An 18,648-nucleotide genomic window follows, 5' to 3' on the forward strand; every position below is an offset into this window, starting at 1 on the left:
GAGCAGATCAAAGGCGCGAGGCGGCGCATGCACGGCTCCGGGTTGGATATCGGTCCGCATTGCCCAAATGGCAGCACTCAAAAGTGCGTCATGTCTCTCATCTGTATAAGACTGAACCAGACCAAGCAGACAGTGTCAGGTTGTCTGGCTCAGTTCGGCCATCAAGAGCCACTGCTCTTTTCGCTCTCAATGGCCAATCAGCGCCGCGTTCCGGCCGTTCGGCGCTCAAGGTAGACCCTCCCCGAGACACGAGGAGTTGCCGGTTCTGACACATTGGTCGACGTAACCTGTCAGCTTGCCGGATTGCGTGCCATGACGATCCACGCCGCGCCGTTGATCATCACCGACCGGTCGCCGGGGAGGCCCTCGAAGGCGGCACGAACTGCGGCGGAGGCACGGGCGCGGATGTCGTCGGGCTGACCAGCGAGCGTACGCGACAGCGGGCCGACCTCGAGCGTCATCTTCACCGCGTCGTCGATCGCAGCGTCCCGCGTTTCGCCCTCGCCGAATGGGACGGCCGCGTCGAAGGGCGAGATAACGATTTCGGTGAAACCGGCCGCCGTCAGGATGCGTGCCACGCGCGCCCGGTCGCCGAACGAAAACGGGCCGGGCGCTTCGGGATCGGGCAGCGCGCTCGGCGGGATGATGTCCTTGAGCGCGCCCACCGGCAGTCGCATCCAATCGTTCTCGGCTGCACCGCGCCAGCAGACGAAAGCGACCCGGCCGCCCGGCCGGAGCGCGCGTCGCATATGGGCGAACGCCGCTGTCGGATCGGGGAAAAACATCACGCCGAAACGCGAGAACAGAATGTCGAACGCGCCTTCGGGCAGCTCTGCGCTGCTGGCGTCGGCCATCTGAAACAGAGCACGCGAATCCTTTGGCGCAAGCGCGCGCGCTCGGTCGATCAGCGGTTCGGATATGTCCACGCCCAGCACTTGCCCCCCCGCGCCGACGTGGGCTGCCAGAGCCAGAGTCGACGCCCCCGCGCCGCAGCCGATGTCCAGCACGCGCTCGCCCGTCGCGGGCGCGGCGGCTTCTATCGCGGCCAGGCCGAACACCGCTACCAGAGCGTCGAGTCGGGCTTGGTTGGCGACCCAGCGCTCCCCGCTTTGACCATTCCAGTCACCCACCTGATCAGCACTTTGCTTTGCCATACCATCTCCTTGACTCGACGATCCACCTTTCGCCGCGTCGATCTACGCCAACCTTTTCGAAGGCGACGACCCAACGAGAGCAGGGATCTGTGCTCTTAGACCACCATCGACTGCTGGGCGAAGATACCCGCCATCGCGCCCTGCGATGAAGCCTGGGTGACCGAGGGCAAGAAGGGCGTGGCGAGGTCGCCAGCGGCGTAGATGCCGGGCATGCTGGTTTGGCGGCGCTCGTCGACCTTAAGGACGATGCCGGTGGGCGTATCGACCGTGGCCAGGCCCAGCGATTCATGCAGGCTTGCGGACGGCTTGTTGCGCGGCTGGGCGAACAGGACGTCGACCGCGACATTGCGGCCGGTATCGAGATTGACGGTGGCGATACGGCCCTGGTGATGGGCGATCTCGACGATCCGGCCATCGACGGCAGGTATGTTGCGGCCCGCCAGGTCGGCCTGGATATCGGGCGCGATGTCATGACCATCGGCGAAGACAGTCAAGTTGTCGGTCCAATCGCGGAACAGTCTGGCAGACTGGTACGACTGCGGGCCGGACCAGACCAGGCCCCAATGCTGGCCGGCGACTTCAAAGCCGTCGCAATAGGGGCAGGGCACGATGGACGTGCCCCAGCTTTCAGCAAAGCCCGGAACGTCCGGCATCTGGTCGGCGACGCCGTAGCTCAAGATCAGGCGGCGTGCCCTCAGGCTTTCGTGATCGTCAGTGACAACGCAGAAATCGTCGATGGCGCCCGTCACGCTCTCTGCCCGGGCATCGACGAGCCTGATGGTTGGATAGCGCGACAGCTGCTGCCGTGCCTCGACCAGGATGTCCAGCGGCGGCTTGTGATCGTGGCCGAGCAGGCCATGCGAGTGACCGGCAAAGCGGTTGCGCGGCCGGCCGGTATCGAGAACGACGACCTTGCGGCGGGCACGGCCGAGTTGCAGGGCGGCGGCGAGGCCAGCAAAGCTGCCGCCGATGATGACGACGTCATTCATGGTGATGGGCTCCGTGTTGTGGATGAAGGGTGGGCCGGGGAAACCTGATCTGCACAACCGGTTGGATCCTGCCCTTGACTTGCGTATTTGGATACTGGATGGTATCGTAATATTGGAATTTGAATACTGTCAAGTACTGGAATTGTCGTGACCGAAAATAGCCAGGGCCGGCGCGGCCGGCCCGCCAACGAGGCGCTTCGCCAAACGATCGTCGACGCTGCCTGCGAACTCTTTGTGGAATTGGGTTTTCAAGCGACGACCATGGACAAGGTCGCGCAGCGGGCGAAGATATCCAAGCTGAGCATCTATCGGCACTTCGAGAACAAGGAGGCGCTGTTCAGCGCGGCCATGGTAGCCCGCTGCGATCAGTTCGCACCGGAGGCCCTTTCTGACGGCGTCGACGGGTCGGCCGAAGATCAGCTCATGGCGGTGGGATCGTCCCTGCTTCGCACGCTGTTGAGCCCGGACGTTCGCAGTGTCGAAGCGATGGTTTTGGCCGACAAGACGAATCAAAAATCGTTAAGCAAGCTTCATTACGAAGCCGGGCCTGCCCGTGTCATCGCCCACATTGAGGCCGTGTTGCGTCAGTTGCACGCGAAAGGGATGCTCAACGTGCCCGACGCTCTCCGGTCCGCCCGCTTGTTTGCCGCGCTTTTCAAAGGATCGGATTTCCTGCTGATCGCACGCTTCGATGAGGCGAGAGCAGAGGACGACAACGAAATCGCATCCTATTGCCGGTCGGCCGTCGCCATGTTCATCGCCGCGCACGGTGGCATCTGAAGGTGCGCTATCGCGGCCGATGAAGAACACGCAGCAATTGCATACGCTGTTCGCCCCGAGCAACCTATGGATGATGCGTGGACGACTGATGGGCTAGGCTCATTACATGAGCGCAAAAGCCGCCCGCGCGGGCAGGCAGAGGCCGCTTTACACACGATAGCGGTCGCTACTGCGACCTGAGGGGAACGACAGAGAAGGGTCGTTTTATGCCCTTTGCATTAATGGCCTCGCCCGCGGCGATCGGCACGCTTGGTCGTCGGGCGCTAGCCGGCCAACAAGCGTCATTCGCTCGCTTTCTCGCTCTGACATCGGAGTGTCGGATGAACATTCCTGAGCGGCCATCCGGTTCTCTATTGAGTCTGGACCTAGGCGCCGCTCGGCCTCTTCAAAAGCAAGGGCAAGAACCACTGTCAGCCGTCAACCTCACTTCATCCTCACGACGACCTTGCCCTTGGCGCGTCCCTGGGCCAGATATTCCAGCGCGTCTTTCGCCTGGTCGAACGGAAACACCTTGTCAATCACTGGGCGAACCTGTTCCGACTTGAGGAGTTCGCCAATTTCGGCGAGCTGGTTTCCATCGGGACGTACGAAGAGAAATGAATACGCCACATCCCGCGTTTTCGCAAGCCGCATGATCTTGCGGCTCATTAGTCCGAATATCAACCTCAGGATAAAGTTCAGCCTGCGAGCACGGGCGAACGCCGCGTCCAGCGGCCCGATGAGAGACACAATCTTGCTCCCCGGTTTGAGGATGCCAACGGATTTTTCAATCGCATCACCTCTAATAGTGCCAAGCACTACGTCGTAGTCACGCAGCACTTTTTCGAATTCCTGCTTTTTGTAGTCGACGATCTCGTCGGCGCCCAGACTGGTTACCAGTTGGATGTTGCGCGTACTGGTGGTTGTTCCAACCCTGGCGCCGAAGTGCTTTGCCAACTGGATCGCAAACGTGCCGATACCGCCGGACCCGGCAGGAATGAACACCTTCTGGCCAGCTCGAATATTGGCGCGCTCCTTCAACGCCTGCCAGGAGGTAAGCGCGACCATCGGAACGGCGGCAGCCTGCACGAAGTCCAGATTGACCGGCTTCGACGCCGCAACGCGCTCCGGCACCGCCGCGAATTCGGCGATCGAGCCCCTACCTAGATCGAAGAGGCTGGCAAAGACGGCATCACCCGGCTTGAAACGCGTCACACTGCTGCCGACCTCGGTCACCACACCAGAAATATCGCTGCCGAGCGTGGCCGGCAACTCGAATTTGAGGACGGGCTTGAAAGTTCCTGCCGGAATCATGTTGTCGATTGGGTTCAACCCCGCCGCGTGGACCTGGACCAACAGTTCGTCAGGCTTTAGCGTGGGGCGAGGCACTTCGGCGAACGCGATCTCGGGTGACTTGCCATAGCGTTTGAAGGTGAGTGCTTTCATGGTGTTCTAAATTCGATGTTGGGTACCTGTCGCCGTCCGCGAAGGATTCATTGCGCCAGAAACTCCAGTGCTTTGATCACGAAGTCGGTGTGATACTGAAAGATGCCTCCGTGCCCGGCGTCCTGGTAAATCACGAGCTGCGCGTTGGGAATGCGGCGCGCCATTTCATGGCTCAATACGGTGGGCACCATGATGTCGTTGTCTCCATTGGCGATCAGGACAGGCATGTGCAGGCGGGTGAGATCCTGCGGCGCTTGCTGGCCCCACGCCTTGATCGCCTTGAGCTGGCGAAGCAAGGCGCGAGGTGTCGGCCCCTTGTCGCGCCCCGCCTTGCGTTCCTTGAGCCTCTTCAAGAATGCGCTTGCTGCCTGCCGGCCGTTGGCGGTGGAGGTGAAGAACATATAGGTTTTGGGATCGCGCAATGTCACCAAGCCCTTGAACATCAGAGGCCAGGACATCGCCCCCACGCGATCGATGCCCTGGCCGCCCGCGGGCCCCGTGCCTGTGAGGATGAGCCTGCGCACCAAGTCGGGCGCCTTGAGCGCCACGTCCTGCGCCACGAAGCCGCCGAGCGAAAAGCCGAGCAGATCGACCTGTTCGAAACCCATTGCACGGATCAACGCGATAGTGTCGCGCGCCATCCCGTCTACGGTCACGGGCGCAATGCCGCCAGACGAACCGATTCCCCGATAGTCGATCGCAATTACGCGATGCTTGCGGGCCAGGCCATCGACGATGCGCGGATCGAAGTTGTCCAGCACGGCACCCCAGTGGTTAAGCAGGATCAGCGGAATGCCGCCGTGCCGGCCCAGTTCGCGGTACGCGAACGTGATTCCACCAGCGCTGACCTGCTTGTTCCGAGCATGCGCATAGGCCGTTGCCGAGTGGCTATCCGGGTTGAAACTGTTCATCATCGCTTCCCTGGTGGTGGCCTTAACGCGTTGACGTCCTCGACGGTGCGCCGCGCGCCAGGCCCTGGAGTACCGCATATGCAACGCCATGCACTTCGGCGAGGCCGACTGCCCGGATAGCTCGTGCAAGCTTTCCGGGGTGCAGGTCGGCGGCCCGGACGTGCTCACGCTTCCAGCCGCACGATGAGGCATTGCTGGCTTTGGGGTAAGACAGAAGCCGCAGTGCTCAGGCTTCTGGCCGATAGCGATCGGCCGCATGCGCTTGTCGAAGGTCCGACATGAGCCCTTGACGCGCGCCATCCAGTGCGTCCCAGCGCCCGGCCACGTGCAGCGGCGGGATGGTGACGAGTTCGCGGCGATCGAAGCCGACCAGCGCAGCATCAACCAGTTCGCCGACCTCCATCACCTCGTTAAGCGCGTTGACGTCGATGCCGGTCCGCTCCCAGATTTCCGTACGGGTCGCCGCCGGCAGTACTGCCTGCACGTAGACGCCGCTGGGCGACAACTCCAGGTTCAATCCCTGCGACAGGAACAGCACGAAGGCCTTGGTGGCACCATAGATCGACATGCCGAGCTCAGGCGCGAAACCCACCACTGAGCCGATGTTGACGATCGCGCCAGTCCCCGACTGCACGAAGCGCGGAGCGACCGCGGCTGCGAGCCGCGTCAGCGCCGTGGTGTTCAGCGTGATCAGTCGTTCGATGCCCTCAGCGGTCTGCTGCACGAAGCTACCCGCCTGACCCATGCCGGCGTTATTAATCAGGATGCCTATGCGAGAATCGTCGCGCAGGCGAGTCTCGACCGCGGCCAGATCCCCAGGCTGGGTCAGGTCGGCTTGCAGCACGTCGACGGCCACACCGCTTTCCTCACGCAGGCGCGCGGCCAGCGTATCGAGGCGTACCTTGTCGCGAGCGACCAGAACGAGATCGTGGCCGCGGCCGGCGAAGCGTTCGGCGTAGATGGAACCGATGCCTGAGGAGGCGCCGGTGATGAGAACAGTCGGGAGCGTGGTCATGTGTTAATTCCTTTGAAAGAGCGGTTTGGGCGCAGGCGCAAGCAGCGCCTCAGACGGCGACGGTCGGGTAGTCGGTGTAACCCGCAGCACCGCCACCATAGAGCGTGGCGAAGTTGGGCTGCGCCAGCGGTGCGCCGGTCTTCAGGCGTTCGACCAGATCGGGGTTGCTGATGAATGCACGGCCGAAGGCGAACAGGTCCGCCTTGCCCTCGTTGAGCCTGGCAGTAGCGAGTTCCAGGTCGTAGCCGTTGTTGGCCAGGTAGGTTTGTCTGAACAGGCTGCGGAGTGCGTCGTAGTCGAACGGTGCGACGTCGCGCGGACCGCCGGTCGCACCCTCGACCACGTGAAGGTAGACGATGCCCAGCGCGCTGAGCTGCCCGGCGATGTAGTTGTATTGCGACTGCGGATCGCTACTCCAGATGCCGTTAGCCGGCGACACGGGCGAGATGCGCACACCGGTGCGGTCGGCGCCGATTTCTTCCACCACCGCAGCGACGACTTCGAGCAACAGGCGCGCACGGTTCTCGATTGAGCCGCCGTAGGCGTCAGTGCGCTGGTTGGCCCCGTCCTTGATGAACTGCTCCAGCAAATAGCCGTTGGCACCGTGGATCTCCACGCCGTCGAAGCCGGCCGCAATAGCGTTGGCCGCAGCCTGGCGGAAATCGTTCACGATGCCCGGCAACTCAACAAGCGCCAGCGCACGCGGCTGGGACACGTCTACAAATCCGTTGTTGACGAAGGTTTTCGTCTCCGCGCGAATGGCCGAAGGCGCGACAGGCGCAGCGCCGCCTGGCTGGACATCGACGTGCGAAACACGGCCGACGTGCCAGAGCTGCGCGAAGATGCGCCCACCCTTGGCGTGCACAGCCTCTGTGACCTTGCGCCAGCCGGCGATCTGCTCGGGCGTATACAGGCCCGGAGTGTCCTGATAGCCCTGGGCCTGGGCCGACACCTGGGTGGCCTCCGTGATGATGAGGCCGGCCGAGGCGCGCTGGGCGTAGTAGGTCGCTGCCAGTTCGCTGGGTACCAGCCCCGCGCCTGCGCGATTCCGGGTCAGCGGTGCCATGACAAAGCGATTTGAGAGTGTCATGCGGCCAAGGGTGTAGGGCTCGAAAAGCGTCTTGTCGGTCATGTTGCGTCAGCTTCGGGGTTAGGAGTGAGATCAATAATGATGCTCATAATCTAAGCTGTCAAGGTTTTTGATGATGGTCGACATCAATGTATAATGAAGCCTTCGCAGACATGCATTCACAGTGGTCAGGAAATGAAGATCACCAAGGCACAGGCGCAGGCCAACCGGGAACACGTCGTCGAGACGGCGTCGAAGCTGTTTCGGGAGCGTGGCTACGACGGGGTTGGCGTTGCCGATCTGATGGCCGCCGCCGGCTTTACCCACGGCGGCTTCTACAAGCAGTTCCGCTCCAAGGCCGACCTGATGGCGGAATCGGCGGCCTGCGGCATCGCGCAAACTGTGGCGCTGAGCGCAGGCGTACGCGCGCCTGAGTTTGTGCGCTATTACCTTTCCCGCGAGCACCGCGACACCCGCGCGACCGGTTGCACGATGGCCGCACTGGGCGGGGATGCCGTCCGTCAGCCGGAAGCGGTTCGGGCCACGTTTGCGGCCGGCATTGAGAGCCTGCTGGCTGCGCTATGCCCTGAAGGCAGTGCGTTAGACGGTGTGGACGCAGGCCAGGCGCGAGCCAGGTCACTTGACATACTGGCGCACGCGGTCGGTGCCATTGTCATGTCGCGCGCCTGCCCAGACGATTCGCCGCTGGCTGATGAAATCCTTGCCGTTTGCCGCGACGCGATTCTCGCGTCAATGAGCCCGTCGGTGACCGTGGGCGATGCGACGGTTGCAAAGTAACTTTCTAGCGTAACGGCGGCTCGAGGGTGTGGGCGCGCGGGGCGTTCTTTGCGCGCAGCGTTCCAGAAGGCAGGGCAACTCTCAACGTCGTCGTGCGGACGCCATAGCTCAAGCAGTCTGTCTCCAACTTTATCTCCAAGATAATGTGTACTTTGGAGATAGACTTGGAGATAACCACAGCCTTGCCAGACAAGGCTTACAGGCCGATACAACCGTCTATCTCCAAATCTCCAGATATTTTTGCTTCCGGCGGCACAGCAACGTTCCGCACGGCACCGGCCTTCGACTGATCGAGCCTACGCCGATACGCCTGTTGATATCCTCTGAACGACCTCGCCCGAACGGCACACGCAGCAGAGCGATATGAATTCTGCGGCTGCCAGAAGCGCGGGGGGCAACTCTGGGGGCAACTCAGCAACACCACACAAGCAATATCCTTATACTACGGGCCTCACATAGAATTATTTCATTCCGGCCCTGGCACCAGTCTTTCGCAGCGTCATGCGCTGCCTTTGTCGAAACCCGCGCAAGCTCGCCGCTTCGCGGGTTTTTTGTTTATGGCGCGCGTTCCGCACCGCACCCAGTGATCGACGGCGGCCTGCCGCCCGGTACGCTCAGGCCATCAACTCGCGGACGAAATCCAGAAACACCCTCACCTTCGCCGAAACGAGATTCGACGCGTGGTGATACGCATAAAGCGGGAACGTCTCGTCCGCCCACTCGGGCAACAACTGCACCAACCGCCCGTCGGCCAGCACGTCCCGCGCATAGAGCTCGAGCAATTGCGCAATGCCGACACCGCCCAGGCACGCGCCGAGCAGCCCGCCCGTATCGTTGACCGTCAGCCTGCCGGCGGCGTCGACCGGCACGACTTCCTTGCCGCGATGAAACTCCCATTCGTACGGCCGCCCCGTCACCGGATCGCGGATCAGCACGCACCGGTGAGCGTCCGCGAGATCCCGAGGGTGCCGCGGTTCGCCATGACGCGCGACGTAGGCCGCCGACGCGCAGGTCAGCACGCGCGTCTCGAGCAGCAGCCGCGCGCGATATGACGACGGCTCCGGGATGCCGAAGCGCACCGCCACGTCGAAGCCGTCGGCGACGAGGTCGCCCATCCGGTCCCGCACGCTGATTTCGACCGACAGGTCGGGAAAGCGGTCGAGAAATTCCGCCATCCGCGGCGCCAGCACGTAGTGGCCGAACGTGCCGTCCACGTTGACCCGCAGCCGCCCCCTCACGCGCGCCTTCGACTGGCCGGCGTCGAGCGCCGCCTCCTCGATGCCGGCCAGCAGCGGCGCGACCGCCTCGTAAAAGCGTCGCCCTTCGTCGGTCAACGTGATCGCGCGCGCCGTCCGGTTGAAGATCCGGATGCCGACCCGCTCTTCCAGCCGGGCGACGGCGCGACTCACCGCCGGTTGAGTCAGCCCCATCGCCTCGCCCGCCCGCGCGAAGGTGCCGGCCTCGATCACCGCCGAGAGCACGCCGATACCGCTGAGCAATCTGCTGTCGAATCCCATGAGACATACTTTCAGTCATTCATTGACTGATGATTATTCATTATTTTTATTGATCGAGGAAGCCTACAGTAAGTCCTGTCGCCGGATCGAACGGCATTCAACCTTCATCAGGAGCAGGACATGAGCACATCGGAACAAGTCGCCCTCGTCACGGGTTCGTCGCGCGGCATCGGCGCGGAAATCGCACGCCAGCTCGCCCGGGACGGCTTCCGGGTCGTCGTCAACTATGCCGGCAGCGCCGGCCCGGCCCGCGAAGTGGTCGACGCGATCGTCGCCGACGGCGGCCATGCGGTCGCGGTGCAGGCGAACGTCGCCGATCCAGCGGCCGTGGCCGCGCTGTTCGACGCCACCCGCGACGCATTCGGCGGTCTGGATGTGGTGGTCAATTCCGCAGGCGTGATGAAGCTGTCGGCCATCGCCGACTGCGACGACGCGCTGTTCGACGAAACGTTCGCGATCAACGTGAAAGGCACGTTCAACGTCTGCCGCGAAGCGGCCAGGCGGGTGCGCGACGGCGGGCGCATCATCAACCTGTCGACCAGCGTGATCGGCATGCGCATGCCGACGTACGGCGTGTACGTCGCCAGCAAGGCCGCGGTCGAAAGCCTCACGCAGGTGCTCGCGCAGGAAATGCGCGGGCGCGGCGTCCGCGTGAACGCCGTCGCGCCGGGACCGGTCGCGACCGAGCTGTTCCTGCAGGGCAAGAGCCCCGAACTCATCGATCGGCTCGCGAAGCTGAACCCGCTCGAGCGGCTCGGCCAGCCCGACGACATCGCGCGCGTCGTCGCGTTCCTCGCCGGCCCGGACGGCGCGTGGATCAACGGCCAGATCCTGCGCGCCAACGGCGGCATGTGCTGACGGACCGCTCACCGCCGCCTCATCTTTCCGCCAGGAGAATGCTCATGAACCAAGTCGTCCTCGTCACCGGCGCGTCCAGCGGCTTCGGCTTGCTGACGGCCCAGGCGCTCGCCCGCGCCGGTCACACGGTCTACGCATCGATGCGCGAGAGCGCCGGGCGCAATGCGCCGCGCGTCGCCGCCATCGCCGCCTATGCGCAACAACACGGCGTCGACTTGCGCAGCGTCGAACTCGACGTCGGCGACGACGCCTCCGTCGACGCCGCCATCGATCGCGTGATCGCCGACAATGGGCGTCTGGACGTCGTCGTCCACAACGCCGGCCATATGGTGTTCGGGCCGGCCGAAGCGTTCACGCCCGAGCAGCTTGCGCAGCTCTACGACGTCAACGTCGTGTCGACCCAGCGCGTGAACCGCGCGGCGCTGCCGCATCTGCGCCGCCAGGGCCGCGGCCTGCTCGTGTGGGTGTCGTCCTCGTCGGCGCGCGGCGGCACGCCGCCGTTCCTCGCGCCCTACTTCGCCGCGAAAGCCGCGATGGACTCGCTCGCCGTGTCCTACGCGGCCGAGCTCGCGCGCTGGGGCATCGAAACGTCGATCGTCGTGCCGGGCGCGTTCACGCGGGGCACGAATCACTTCCTCCATGCGGGCAAGCCGGCCGATACCGCCGTGCAAGCCGCCTACGACGGCGGGCCGTACGCGGGCGTCGCCGATCAGGCGTTGAAGGGCCTCGCCGCGCTTGAACCGGCGGACGCCGACGCGGGCGCCGTCGCCACGGCGATTGCCGAACTCGTCGCGGCGCCGGCCGGCAAGCGCCCGTACCGCGTGTTCGTCGACCCGTCGCAGGACGGCGCCGAGGAAGTGTTCCGCGTCGGCGATCGCATCCGCCGCGAGATGTTCAGGAACATCGGCCTGGGCGACCTGCTCGCGCCGCGCATCGACGGCTGATCGTTCGCGCGCCGGGCCGGCCGGCGCGCGTCAATCCCGCTCGCAGAACCGGAGAATCGCGTCCGCGACCGCCGCCGCGGATTCGCGCTGCGGGAAGTGCCCGATTCCGTCGAGCACCTGCCGCTCGTAGCGCCCGGCGAAGAACCGCTCGCGCCCCGCCGAGCTGTCGGGATGGTTGCAAGTGTCCGCGCCGCCATGCAGCACGAGCGTCGGCACCGCCAGCACGGGCGCCGGGTTCAGCCGCGCGTCGTCGTCGGCATAGGCCGGCGCGCCCGGCGCGAAGCCCCAGCGCTGCCGGTACGAATGCAGTACGACGTCGATCCAGTCGGGTCCGTCGAACGCGACGGCTGCCGCGTCGAAATCGCTGTCGCGATACCAGCCCGGCGGCGACCACGTATCCCACATCAGGCGCGCGAACGCGCGGCGGTCGTGGCGCAGCGCCTGTTCGCCGCGCGGCGTCGCCATGAACCAGTGATACCAGTAGTTGCGCGCCTGCTGCAGCGACAGCGGCTGGGCGGGATCGTTGGTGCCGTACCCGACCGACAGCATCACCAGCTGCGATGCGGCACCGTCGCGCAGCCCGCACGCGTTCGCGGCCGCGCGGGCGCCCCAGTCGTGCCCGACCAGCACGGGCCGCTCGATGCCGAGCACGTCGACGAATTCGAGCAGGTCGCGCCCGAGCGCCGCGAGCTGGCCGCTGCGCGGCACGGATGCGTCGCGAAAGCGCGTCGGCGCGAAGCCGCGCAACGCGGGCGCGAGCACGCGGTAGCCGCGTGCGGCCAGCCCCGCGGCCACCGCCTCCCAGCCGACCGGGCTGTCCGGCCAGCCGTGCAGCAGCACGGCCACGCGCTCGCCGCGCGGGTTCCATTCGAGATAGGCAACGTCCAGCGACGCGGTCGTCGCATGCGTATAGGTCGTCATCGTGTACTCCGTCAGGTCAGCATGAGCTTCCGATGGTAGGTCGGCCTTTCATCACGATTCGCGGAGTATCATGATTCACTCTTCGAATATCGCGTTGAATCGATCCATGGAACCGCCGACCGATCCCGCGTCGACCGCGCTCGACATCGCGCTGCTGCGCACCTTTCTCGAAGTCGTCGACAGCCGCGGGTTCGCGCCGGCCGCGGAACGCCTCGCGCTGACGCCGTCCGCCGTAAGCGGCCACATCAAGCGGCTCGAACAGGCGGCCGGCACCGTGCTGCTGGCGCGCACGACCCGCCGGATCGCGCTGACGCCGGCCGGCGACACGCTGTACGCGTACGCGCGCAACATCGTCGACATGGAGCGCGAGGTGCGCGCGCGGCTGCGCGGCGCACCGGCGCACGGGCCGCTGCGAGTCGGCGCGTCGGAGGATTTCGCGGGCACATGGCTGCCGCAGGTGCTGCGCACGTTCCGCGACGGCCATCCGCGCACATCGATCGAACTGAAAGTCGGCATCACCGCGTCGCTGCTACGGGAGCAATCGCTGGGCCGGCTCGACGTCGTGTTCGGCAAGCAGTGCCGACAGGTCGACACGCCCGGCGAACTGCTGTGGGAGGAGCCGCTCGTGTGGGCATTCGCGGCCGATACGGCGCTCGACGCCGAGGAACGCGTGCCGCTCGCGCTGTTTCCGGAACCGTGCGTGTATCGGGAAGCCGCGGTGTCCGCGCTCGCAGCGGCGCTGCGGCCGTTTCGCGTGCTGTTCGAAAGCGCGAGCATGGCCGGCTGCATGTCGGCCGCGCTCGCCGGCTTCGCGGTCACGGCGCTCGCGCGCAGCCAGTTGCGCGACGGCCTGCGCGCGTGCGGGCCGCACGACGGCCTGCCGGCGCTGCCGGCCGCCCGCTTTTACGCATTTGCGTCGAAACCCGCCGGCGTCGGCGCCGCGCTGATCGACGCGGTGCGGGCCACCGGGCGCACGCGGCAGTTCGCCGACTGAGCACGCGCGGCGCGCTCGCCGCACGGGCCGCCGTCTCGCGCCGGCGCCGATCGAGCGGCGTCACGAGTCGGTGATCGGCGGACGGCCGCGGATACCGGCACGATGCCGCTTTCAGTCGCCGCTGTCGCTGTCGCTCGCGCCCGCGTCGTTCAATGCCTCCACCATCAACGCGCCGAACCACTCGATGAACGCGTTGAGCCGCCTCGAGCGATGCCGGCGGTGCGGATACACGGCCGACACGTCCATCGGCTCGGCGCGGTGGCCGGGCATCACGTCGACGAGTGCGCCGCTTGCCAGCAGATGCTCGACGTCGAAGCGCGGAATCTGGATCAGCCCCATTCCCGCGACGCAGCTGGCGATGTAGGTTTCGGCGTTGTTGACGATCACGCGGCTCGGCAGCGTCAGCATGTGCCGCTGCCCGTCCGCGCAATATTCCCAGCCGAGTTCGCGCCCCGTCGTCGGCGACGCATAGCCGATCGCCCGGTGCCCGTGCGCGAGCGCATCCGGATGCTCGGGCACGCCGCATTCGCGCAGGTAGTCGGGGCTCGCGCAGTTGATCAGCGTGAACTGCCCAAGCGGCCGAACGACGAGGCTGCTGTCCGCGAGCCGCCCGACGCGGATCGCGCAATCGACGCCCTCCTGCACGAGGTCGATCGCGCGGTCGGTGGACCCGAGCGACAGTTGCAGCTTCGGGTGGCGGCGAAACAGCGACGGCAGCGCGGGCGCCACGACGCGGCGGGCGATCCGGCTCGGCACGTCGACGTTCAGCCGCCCGACCACGTCGCGGTCGCGGCGCCGGAACAGGCGGTCGAGTTCGTCGGCCTCCGCGAGCAGGCGCCGGCCGCGTTCGAGCAGCAGCGCGCCGTCGGCGGTCAGTTGCACCTGGCGCGTCGTGCGGTGCAGCAGCCGCGTGCCGAGCGCCGTCTCGAGTTGCTGGACGGCCGCCGACACGGTCGCGCGCGGCACGTCGAGCGCATGCGCGGCCTTGATGAAGCTGCCCATCTCGGCAACCTGCAGGAAGATCCTGACCTGATCCAGTTTGTCCATCGACGGGAAACCCGAGTTCGAACGACGGTCGGCGCCGGCCGCCACGCAGCGCGGCTGGCTTCGGCGACAAGAGAAAACGGGCGCGCGGCCTCGTGGCTGCGCGCCCGTCCATTGTCCACGCAAACGCGCCATTGCGGCGCGCCGCGCGGCCGCAAGCGGCCCGGTTACTTGGTCGTATAGCCGCCGTTGATCAGGATCGTCTGGCCCGTGATCCACCAGCCGTCGGTCACGAGATGGCGGATGAACGGCACGACGTCCTCGATGTCGGTCAGCCCGGTCTTGCTGAACGGCGACAGCGCGGCGGCCGTCTTGTGATACGCGACCGCATCGGCGCCTTCGGCCGGATAGAAGAACGGCGTGTCCATCGGGCCCGGCCCGACGGCCGTCACCGAGATCCCGCGTGCGCCGTACTCCTTCGACGCCGCGCGCGTGAAATGCTCGACCGGCGCCTTCGATCCTTCGTACGCCGCGTAGAACGGCGTGAACGCGCCGAGCAGCGACGTCACGAGCGTGACGAGCTTGCCGTGATCCTCGAGATGCCGCCCGGCTTCCTTGATGAAGAAGAACGCCGACTTGCTGTTGACCGCGAACATCTCGTCGTACTCGGCCTCGCTGATCTCCGTAAACGGCTTCTTCAGCACCTTGCCGACCGTGTTGATCGCGATGTCGATCTTGCCGAAGCGCTGCTTCGCGTCGTCAAACAGCTTCTCGACCGCGGCGGCCGTCGTCAGGTCCGCCTGGAACGTCGCGGCTTGCGCGCCAGCCGCGCGCACCGCCGCGGCCGTCTCCTCGGCCTGCGCCTGCGACGCCGCGCTGTTGTAGTGAATCGCCACCGCCTTCGCGCCGTGGCCCGCCAGGTCCCGCGCGATCAGGCCGCCGAGATTCTTTGCGCCGCCTGCGATCAGGACGACCTTGTCTGCGAGCGTATGAGTTGCCACGGTTGACTCCTTTTTTCGTTGAACGAAGCTAGGAGTGTAGGCATACGCGACGCGCCGATCAGCCGGTCGACGCTGGATGGATTATCCAGAAAACCGATCCAATCGAAGCCGCGCAAGGTGATCTGCCGCACCGACGGCGGCGCCGGATTCCGCGACCGATTGCGGCGCCGCCGCCGGCCGGCTCAGCGCGCGTACCGCGCCGCGTCGATCTTGCCGAGCAGCCACTGCATGCCGGCCAGGTGCTGCTGGTCGTGGCTGCACAGGTAATGGACCAGCCCGCGCACGGTCAGCGAACCGTAGCCGTCGAATTCGCCGGTACGCTCGAACTGTTCGGGCGTTAGGCGTGACAGCAGCGCCAGCGTCTCGCGCCGTGCGTCGCGAATCGCCGCGAGCACGTCGGACGCATACGCGTCGTCGTAGCGCCGTTCGATCGCGAGCGCGTCGCCATCGATCGACACGAGCAGCGGGTGGTCTTCGTCGAGCATGCGACGCAGCCGCACGTGATAGCCGTCGATCTCGATGTCACGCACGTGGCAGAGCTGCCCGAGCGGCGAGAAATGCTCGCTCGGCATGCCGGCCCAGTCGTCGGGGGTCCAGCGCGCATAGCCGTCGGGCACGGCCGCGAAATGCGCTTCGAGCTGACGGGGAAAATCGGCGAGTGCGTCGAGCGTCGTCGGATTCATGCGGGAGCCTCCCTGTCGGATGAAGGCGAGCGGCAATCCTGGCACGGGCCTGCCGCCGCCGTTGCGTCACTTCACGCTGAAGCCGTACGCGCCCTGCGGGCGATGCCCGTCGGTCGCGACGGCCACCCACTTCACCGTGTACGCGCCCGTGCCGGGCGCCGCGAGCGGCACCGTCATCCGCTTGCGGTTCGACGCGTCGATGCGCGCGCGGCCGTCCGACACAGTCTTGCCGGCGCCATCGACGACGACGATCGAGCTGAATGCCGGCTCCAGCGGCTCGGTGAAGTCGATCGTGACGGCGGCCGGTGCGGTGGCCAGCGTCGCACCCGCCGCCGGGTCACTCGTTGCGAGATGCGCGTGCGCGAACGCGGCCGACGAAACGGTCGCGGCCACGATGACGGTGGCAACGTGTCGGCCGAACGGGAATGAATCGAAACGCATGGACTGTCCGTGAAGAATGAACGGGCGCCGCGCGCGGCGCAGTTCCGGCAGCTTACCAGCGCAGACGCGTTCATGCCGGTCGGGCGCCCGCGCTTGATAGAATGCGCGCGCCATGGATCTCGAAAGCATTCTCTACACCCAGGGCTTCGGCTCGCGCCGCCAGTGCCGCGGCCTGATCGAAGCAGGCCGCGTCGCCGTCGCGGGCGCCGTCGCGCCCGACCCGGACGCCACCTTCGATACCGACGGCCTCGTGTTCACGGTCGACGATACGGCCTGGCCGTTCCACGCACGCGCGTATCTCGCGCTCAACAAGCCGGCCGGCTACGAATGCTCGCGCGATCCGCAGCACCATGCGAGCGTGTTCAGCCTGTTGCCCGCGCCGCTCGTCGCGCGCGGCGTGCAGTGCGTCGGCCGGCTCGACCAGGACACGACCGGCCTGTTGCTGTTGTCCGACGACGGCCAGTTCGTGCACGCGTACACGTCGCCGAAGCGCAAGGTGCCGAAGACCTACGTCGCGACCGTGCGCCACCCGCTCGACGATGCGCAATTGCACGCGCTGCGCACCGGCGTGCAACTACATGGCGAGCCGAAGCCGATCGCGGCCGTCGCCGCCGACGCCCGCGCCCCGCACACGCTCGCGCTGACCGTGCTCGAAGGCAAATACCACCAGGTCAAGCGGATGGTCGCGGCGGCGAGCAACCGCGTCGAATTGCTGCACCGCGAAAGCATCGGCGGGTTCACGCTGCCGGCCGATCTCGCGCCGGGCGCATGGCGGTGGCTCGACGAAGCCGACCTTTCCATGCTGCGCAATCCCGTCCAAACCCTGTAAGGGAAAATCCGCACGACCGTTCGGTGCCTGGCGGCCTCTCGGCTGCAGGTTCCCCCGCTATACTGAAATCACAAGCTGCAAGAGCAGTGATGCAGGGGGAGACACCATGAACATCAACCATTCTTTCGAACTGTCGTCCGTGATGATCGCGTTCGCGGTCATCGGCGTCATCGTGATCGGCGGCCTGCTGGCCGCGATGCATCTGAAGCACAAATATCATCCGAACCTGATCGGCGCGCTGATCGGTGCGCTGCTGTGCTTCCTGCTGATCGAGGCGTTACCGGCGCTCACCTGACGCACCGCCCGGCGCGAGCGTTTGAAGGAAATCGTCTACGGTCGGATAGCGCAACGTCACGCACAATTCGGCCTTGAGCCGTGCGTTGGACAGGCGCCGCGACTCGCGCATGAACGACAGCAGCGTCGGCTCGAGCACGCGCTCCGCGTCCGCGCGGCTGACACGCGGCGGCTTCGGCAGGCCGAGCACCTGCGCGACCCGGTCGAAATACTCTCCCATCCGCAGTTCGGTATCGTCCGACGCGTGCACGGCGCGCGCCGGCTTGCCGCGCTCGGCCGCACGACGCAGGATCGCCGCAAGATCGTCCGCGTGGATGTGATTCGTGTACACGTCGTCGGCCGGCTCGAGCGCCGGCGTACCGCGCTCGAGCCGCGCGACCGGCAGACGGTTCGCCGCATAGATGCCGGGAATGCGCACGATGCGCGCGGACAGCACGCCGCGCACCGTCGCCGCACGCAGTTGCCGCTCGGCCGACACGCGCCGGAATGCGCGCGGGTTCGCGGGGCGCAGCGGGTGCGTTTCGTCGATGCGCGCGCCGCCGCAGTCGCCGTAGACGCCCGTCGTGCTGGCGTAGACCAGCCTCGGCGCGCGAAGACCCTCGGGTACAATACGCGCTGCCCGCACGGACGCGCCGGCCTGTCGCGCCGCGCCGCGCAGCGTTCGGAGCCGGCCGACTGCCGATGCCGGCGGTACCGCCGGCCGACGCGCGGGCATGGACGTTGCGGCGATCAGTGCACGCGTGCGCCGGTCGTCGCGGCCGCCGGATGGCGGCGGCGCGAGATGCAGGATCGTGCGGGCAAGGCCCGCGAGGCGGCCGAGCGTCGCCCGGCGATCGAGGTCGCCGACGATCGGCGTCGCGCCCGCGGCGCGCAGTTCGTCGCGGCGAGCCGGGTGGCTCGTCAGCGCGAGGATGCGCAGGTCGGGGCGCGCGTCACGCCATTGCGCGACGCAGCGCATGCCGACGTCGCCGCAGCCGACGATCAGTACGCGCGGCCGGCGCAGGATTCGTGTCGCGATCATGTTGGTTGCGAGATCAGTAG

20 protein-coding genes and 1 pseudogene are annotated in these 18,648 nt (G+C 66.2%); 8 read left to right on the forward strand and 13 right to left on the reverse strand.

What is annotated here, in order from left to right:
• Positions 1-290 precede the first annotated feature (290 nt).
• Together KR541_RS12905 and KR541_RS12910 are read right to left on the reverse strand one after the other, a co-directional pair.
• On the reverse strand, positions 291-1,154 hold the full coding sequence (locus KR541_RS12905) for a class I SAM-dependent methyltransferase (RefSeq protein WP_216089575.1): 864 nt from the start codon (positions 1,152-1,154) through the stop codon (positions 291-293).
• Between the two features lie 95 nt (positions 1,155-1,249).
• Positions 1,250-2,143 (reverse strand): NAD(P)/FAD-dependent oxidoreductase, encoded by an 894-nt coding sequence (locus tag KR541_RS12910; RefSeq protein WP_050018299.1) that lies wholly within the window; start codon positions 2,141-2,143, stop codon positions 1,250-1,252.
• Between the two features lie 147 nt (positions 2,144-2,290).
• Here KR541_RS12910 and KR541_RS12915 point away from each other — a divergent pair, with 147 nt between their 5' ends.
• Together KR541_RS12915 and KR541_RS12920 are read left to right on the forward strand one after the other, a co-directional pair.
• Entirely contained in the window at positions 2,291-2,923 is a 633-nt protein-coding gene (locus KR541_RS12915) for a TetR/AcrR family transcriptional regulator (protein ID WP_050018300.1), read from the forward strand.
• Positions 2,914-3,020 (forward strand): annotated as a pseudogene (locus tag KR541_RS12920) (IS5/IS1182 family transposase); the annotation flags it as partial. The gene KR541_RS12915 and the pseudogene KR541_RS12920, both read left to right, overlap by 10 nt.
• A gap of 326 nt (positions 3,021-3,346) precedes the next feature.
• On the opposite strand, the gene KR541_RS12925 reads toward KR541_RS12920, so the two are convergent.
• The 4 genes from KR541_RS12925 to KR541_RS12940 form a co-directional block, all read right to left on the reverse strand.
• The gene (locus tag KR541_RS12925) at positions 3,347-4,348 is read right to left on the reverse strand and encodes an NADP-dependent oxidoreductase (RefSeq protein ID WP_050017509.1); all 1,002 of its coding nucleotides are present in this window, start codon (positions 4,346-4,348) and stop codon (positions 3,347-3,349) included.
• 47 nt (positions 4,349-4,395) lie between these two features.
• Positions 4,396-5,259: an alpha/beta fold hydrolase gene (locus tag KR541_RS12930; protein ID WP_050017551.1), complete on the reverse strand. Its 864-nt coding sequence runs from the start codon at positions 5,257-5,259 to the stop codon at positions 4,396-4,398.
• A gap of 226 nt (positions 5,260-5,485) precedes the next feature.
• Positions 5,486-6,274, reverse strand: a complete 789-nt coding sequence (locus KR541_RS12935; RefSeq protein ID WP_050017510.1) for an SDR family NAD(P)-dependent oxidoreductase — start codon at positions 6,272-6,274, stop codon at positions 5,486-5,488.
• 49 nt (positions 6,275-6,323) lie between these two features.
• Positions 6,324-7,406 (reverse strand): alkene reductase, encoded by a 1,083-nt coding sequence (locus KR541_RS12940; RefSeq protein WP_050017511.1) that lies wholly within the window; start codon positions 7,404-7,406, stop codon positions 6,324-6,326.
• 132 nt (positions 7,407-7,538) lie between these two features.
• Between KR541_RS12940 and KR541_RS12945 the strand changes: the two genes are divergently transcribed.
• A complete protein-coding gene (locus KR541_RS12945; RefSeq protein WP_050017512.1) occupies positions 7,539-8,141 on the forward strand; it encodes a TetR/AcrR family transcriptional regulator in 603 nt (200 codons plus the stop codon).
• 614 nt (positions 8,142-8,755) lie between these two features.
• Here the strand turns inward: KR541_RS12945 and KR541_RS12950 are convergent.
• Positions 8,756-9,658: a LysR family transcriptional regulator gene (locus KR541_RS12950; protein ID WP_050017513.1), complete on the reverse strand. Its 903-nt coding sequence runs from the start codon at positions 9,656-9,658 to the stop codon at positions 8,756-8,758.
• A 120-nt stretch (positions 9,659-9,778) separates the two neighbouring features.
• On the opposite strand from KR541_RS12950, the gene KR541_RS12955 reads away from it, so the two are divergent.
• The gene (locus KR541_RS12955; protein ID WP_050017515.1) at positions 9,779-10,516 is read left to right on the forward strand and encodes an SDR family oxidoreductase; all 738 of its coding nucleotides are present in this window, start codon (positions 9,779-9,781) and stop codon (positions 10,514-10,516) included.
• A gap of 44 nt (positions 10,517-10,560) precedes the next feature.
• Entirely contained in the window at positions 10,561-11,460 is a 900-nt protein-coding gene (locus KR541_RS12960; RefSeq protein WP_050017516.1) for an SDR family oxidoreductase, read from the forward strand.
• Positions 11,461-11,490: 30 nt separating this feature from the next.
• Here KR541_RS12960 and KR541_RS12965 read toward each other — a convergent pair whose 3' ends face one another.
• Positions 11,491-12,381 (reverse strand): alpha/beta fold hydrolase, encoded by an 891-nt coding sequence (locus KR541_RS12965; RefSeq protein ID WP_050017517.1) that lies wholly within the window; start codon positions 12,379-12,381, stop codon positions 11,491-11,493.
• 106 nt (positions 12,382-12,487) lie between these two features.
• Here KR541_RS12965 and KR541_RS12970 point away from each other — a divergent pair, with 106 nt between their 5' ends.
• Positions 12,488-13,375 carry a LysR substrate-binding domain-containing protein gene (locus KR541_RS12970; protein ID WP_089488746.1) on the forward strand — a complete coding sequence of 296 codons (888 nt, stop codon included), beginning with the start codon at positions 12,488-12,490 and terminating at the stop codon, positions 13,373-13,375.
• 111 nt (positions 13,376-13,486) lie between these two features.
• Here KR541_RS12970 and KR541_RS12975 read toward each other — a convergent pair whose 3' ends face one another.
• The 4 genes from KR541_RS12975 to copC all read right to left on the reverse strand — a co-directional run bounded on the left by KR541_RS12975 (position 13,487) and on the right by copC (position 16,484).
• Positions 13,487-14,422, reverse strand: a complete 936-nt coding sequence (locus KR541_RS12975) for a LysR family transcriptional regulator (protein ID WP_209926354.1) — start codon at positions 14,420-14,422, stop codon at positions 13,487-13,489.
• Positions 14,423-14,586: 164 nt separating this feature from the next.
• Positions 14,587-15,360 carry an SDR family oxidoreductase gene (locus KR541_RS12980; protein WP_027785181.1) on the reverse strand — a complete coding sequence of 258 codons (774 nt, stop codon included), beginning with the start codon at positions 15,358-15,360 and terminating at the stop codon, positions 14,587-14,589.
• Between the two features lie 182 nt (positions 15,361-15,542).
• Positions 15,543-16,043: a DinB family protein gene (locus KR541_RS12985; protein WP_050017520.1), complete on the reverse strand. Its 501-nt coding sequence runs from the start codon at positions 16,041-16,043 to the stop codon at positions 15,543-15,545.
• Positions 16,044-16,109: 66 nt separating this feature from the next.
• Complete coding sequence (copC, locus tag KR541_RS12990; RefSeq protein ID WP_216089576.1) at positions 16,110-16,484, reverse strand: copper homeostasis periplasmic binding protein CopC; 375 nt, start codon at positions 16,482-16,484, stop codon at positions 16,110-16,112.
• A gap of 112 nt (positions 16,485-16,596) precedes the next feature.
• On the opposite strand from copC, the gene KR541_RS12995 reads away from it, so the two are divergent.
• Together KR541_RS12995 and KR541_RS13000 are read left to right on the forward strand one after the other, a co-directional pair.
• Positions 16,597-17,313, forward strand: a complete 717-nt coding sequence (locus KR541_RS12995) for a pseudouridine synthase (protein ID WP_050017522.1) — start codon at positions 16,597-16,599, stop codon at positions 17,311-17,313.
• 106 nt (positions 17,314-17,419) lie between these two features.
• Positions 17,420-17,608, forward strand: a complete 189-nt coding sequence (locus KR541_RS13000; RefSeq protein ID WP_050017523.1) for a hypothetical protein — start codon at positions 17,420-17,422, stop codon at positions 17,606-17,608.
• On the opposite strand, the gene KR541_RS13005 is transcribed toward KR541_RS13000, so the two are convergent.
• The gene (locus KR541_RS13005; RefSeq protein WP_124637676.1) at positions 17,591-18,628 is read right to left on the reverse strand and encodes an NAD-dependent epimerase/dehydratase family protein; all 1,038 of its coding nucleotides are present in this window, start codon (positions 18,626-18,628) and stop codon (positions 17,591-17,593) included. The genes KR541_RS13000 and KR541_RS13005 overlap by 18 nt on opposite strands.
• Between the last annotated feature and the right edge of the window lie 20 nt (positions 18,629-18,648).

Source organism: Burkholderia sola, from assembly GCF_905400185.1.
Classification (GTDB): Bacteria; Pseudomonadota; Gammaproteobacteria; order Burkholderiales; family Burkholderiaceae; genus Burkholderia; species Burkholderia sola.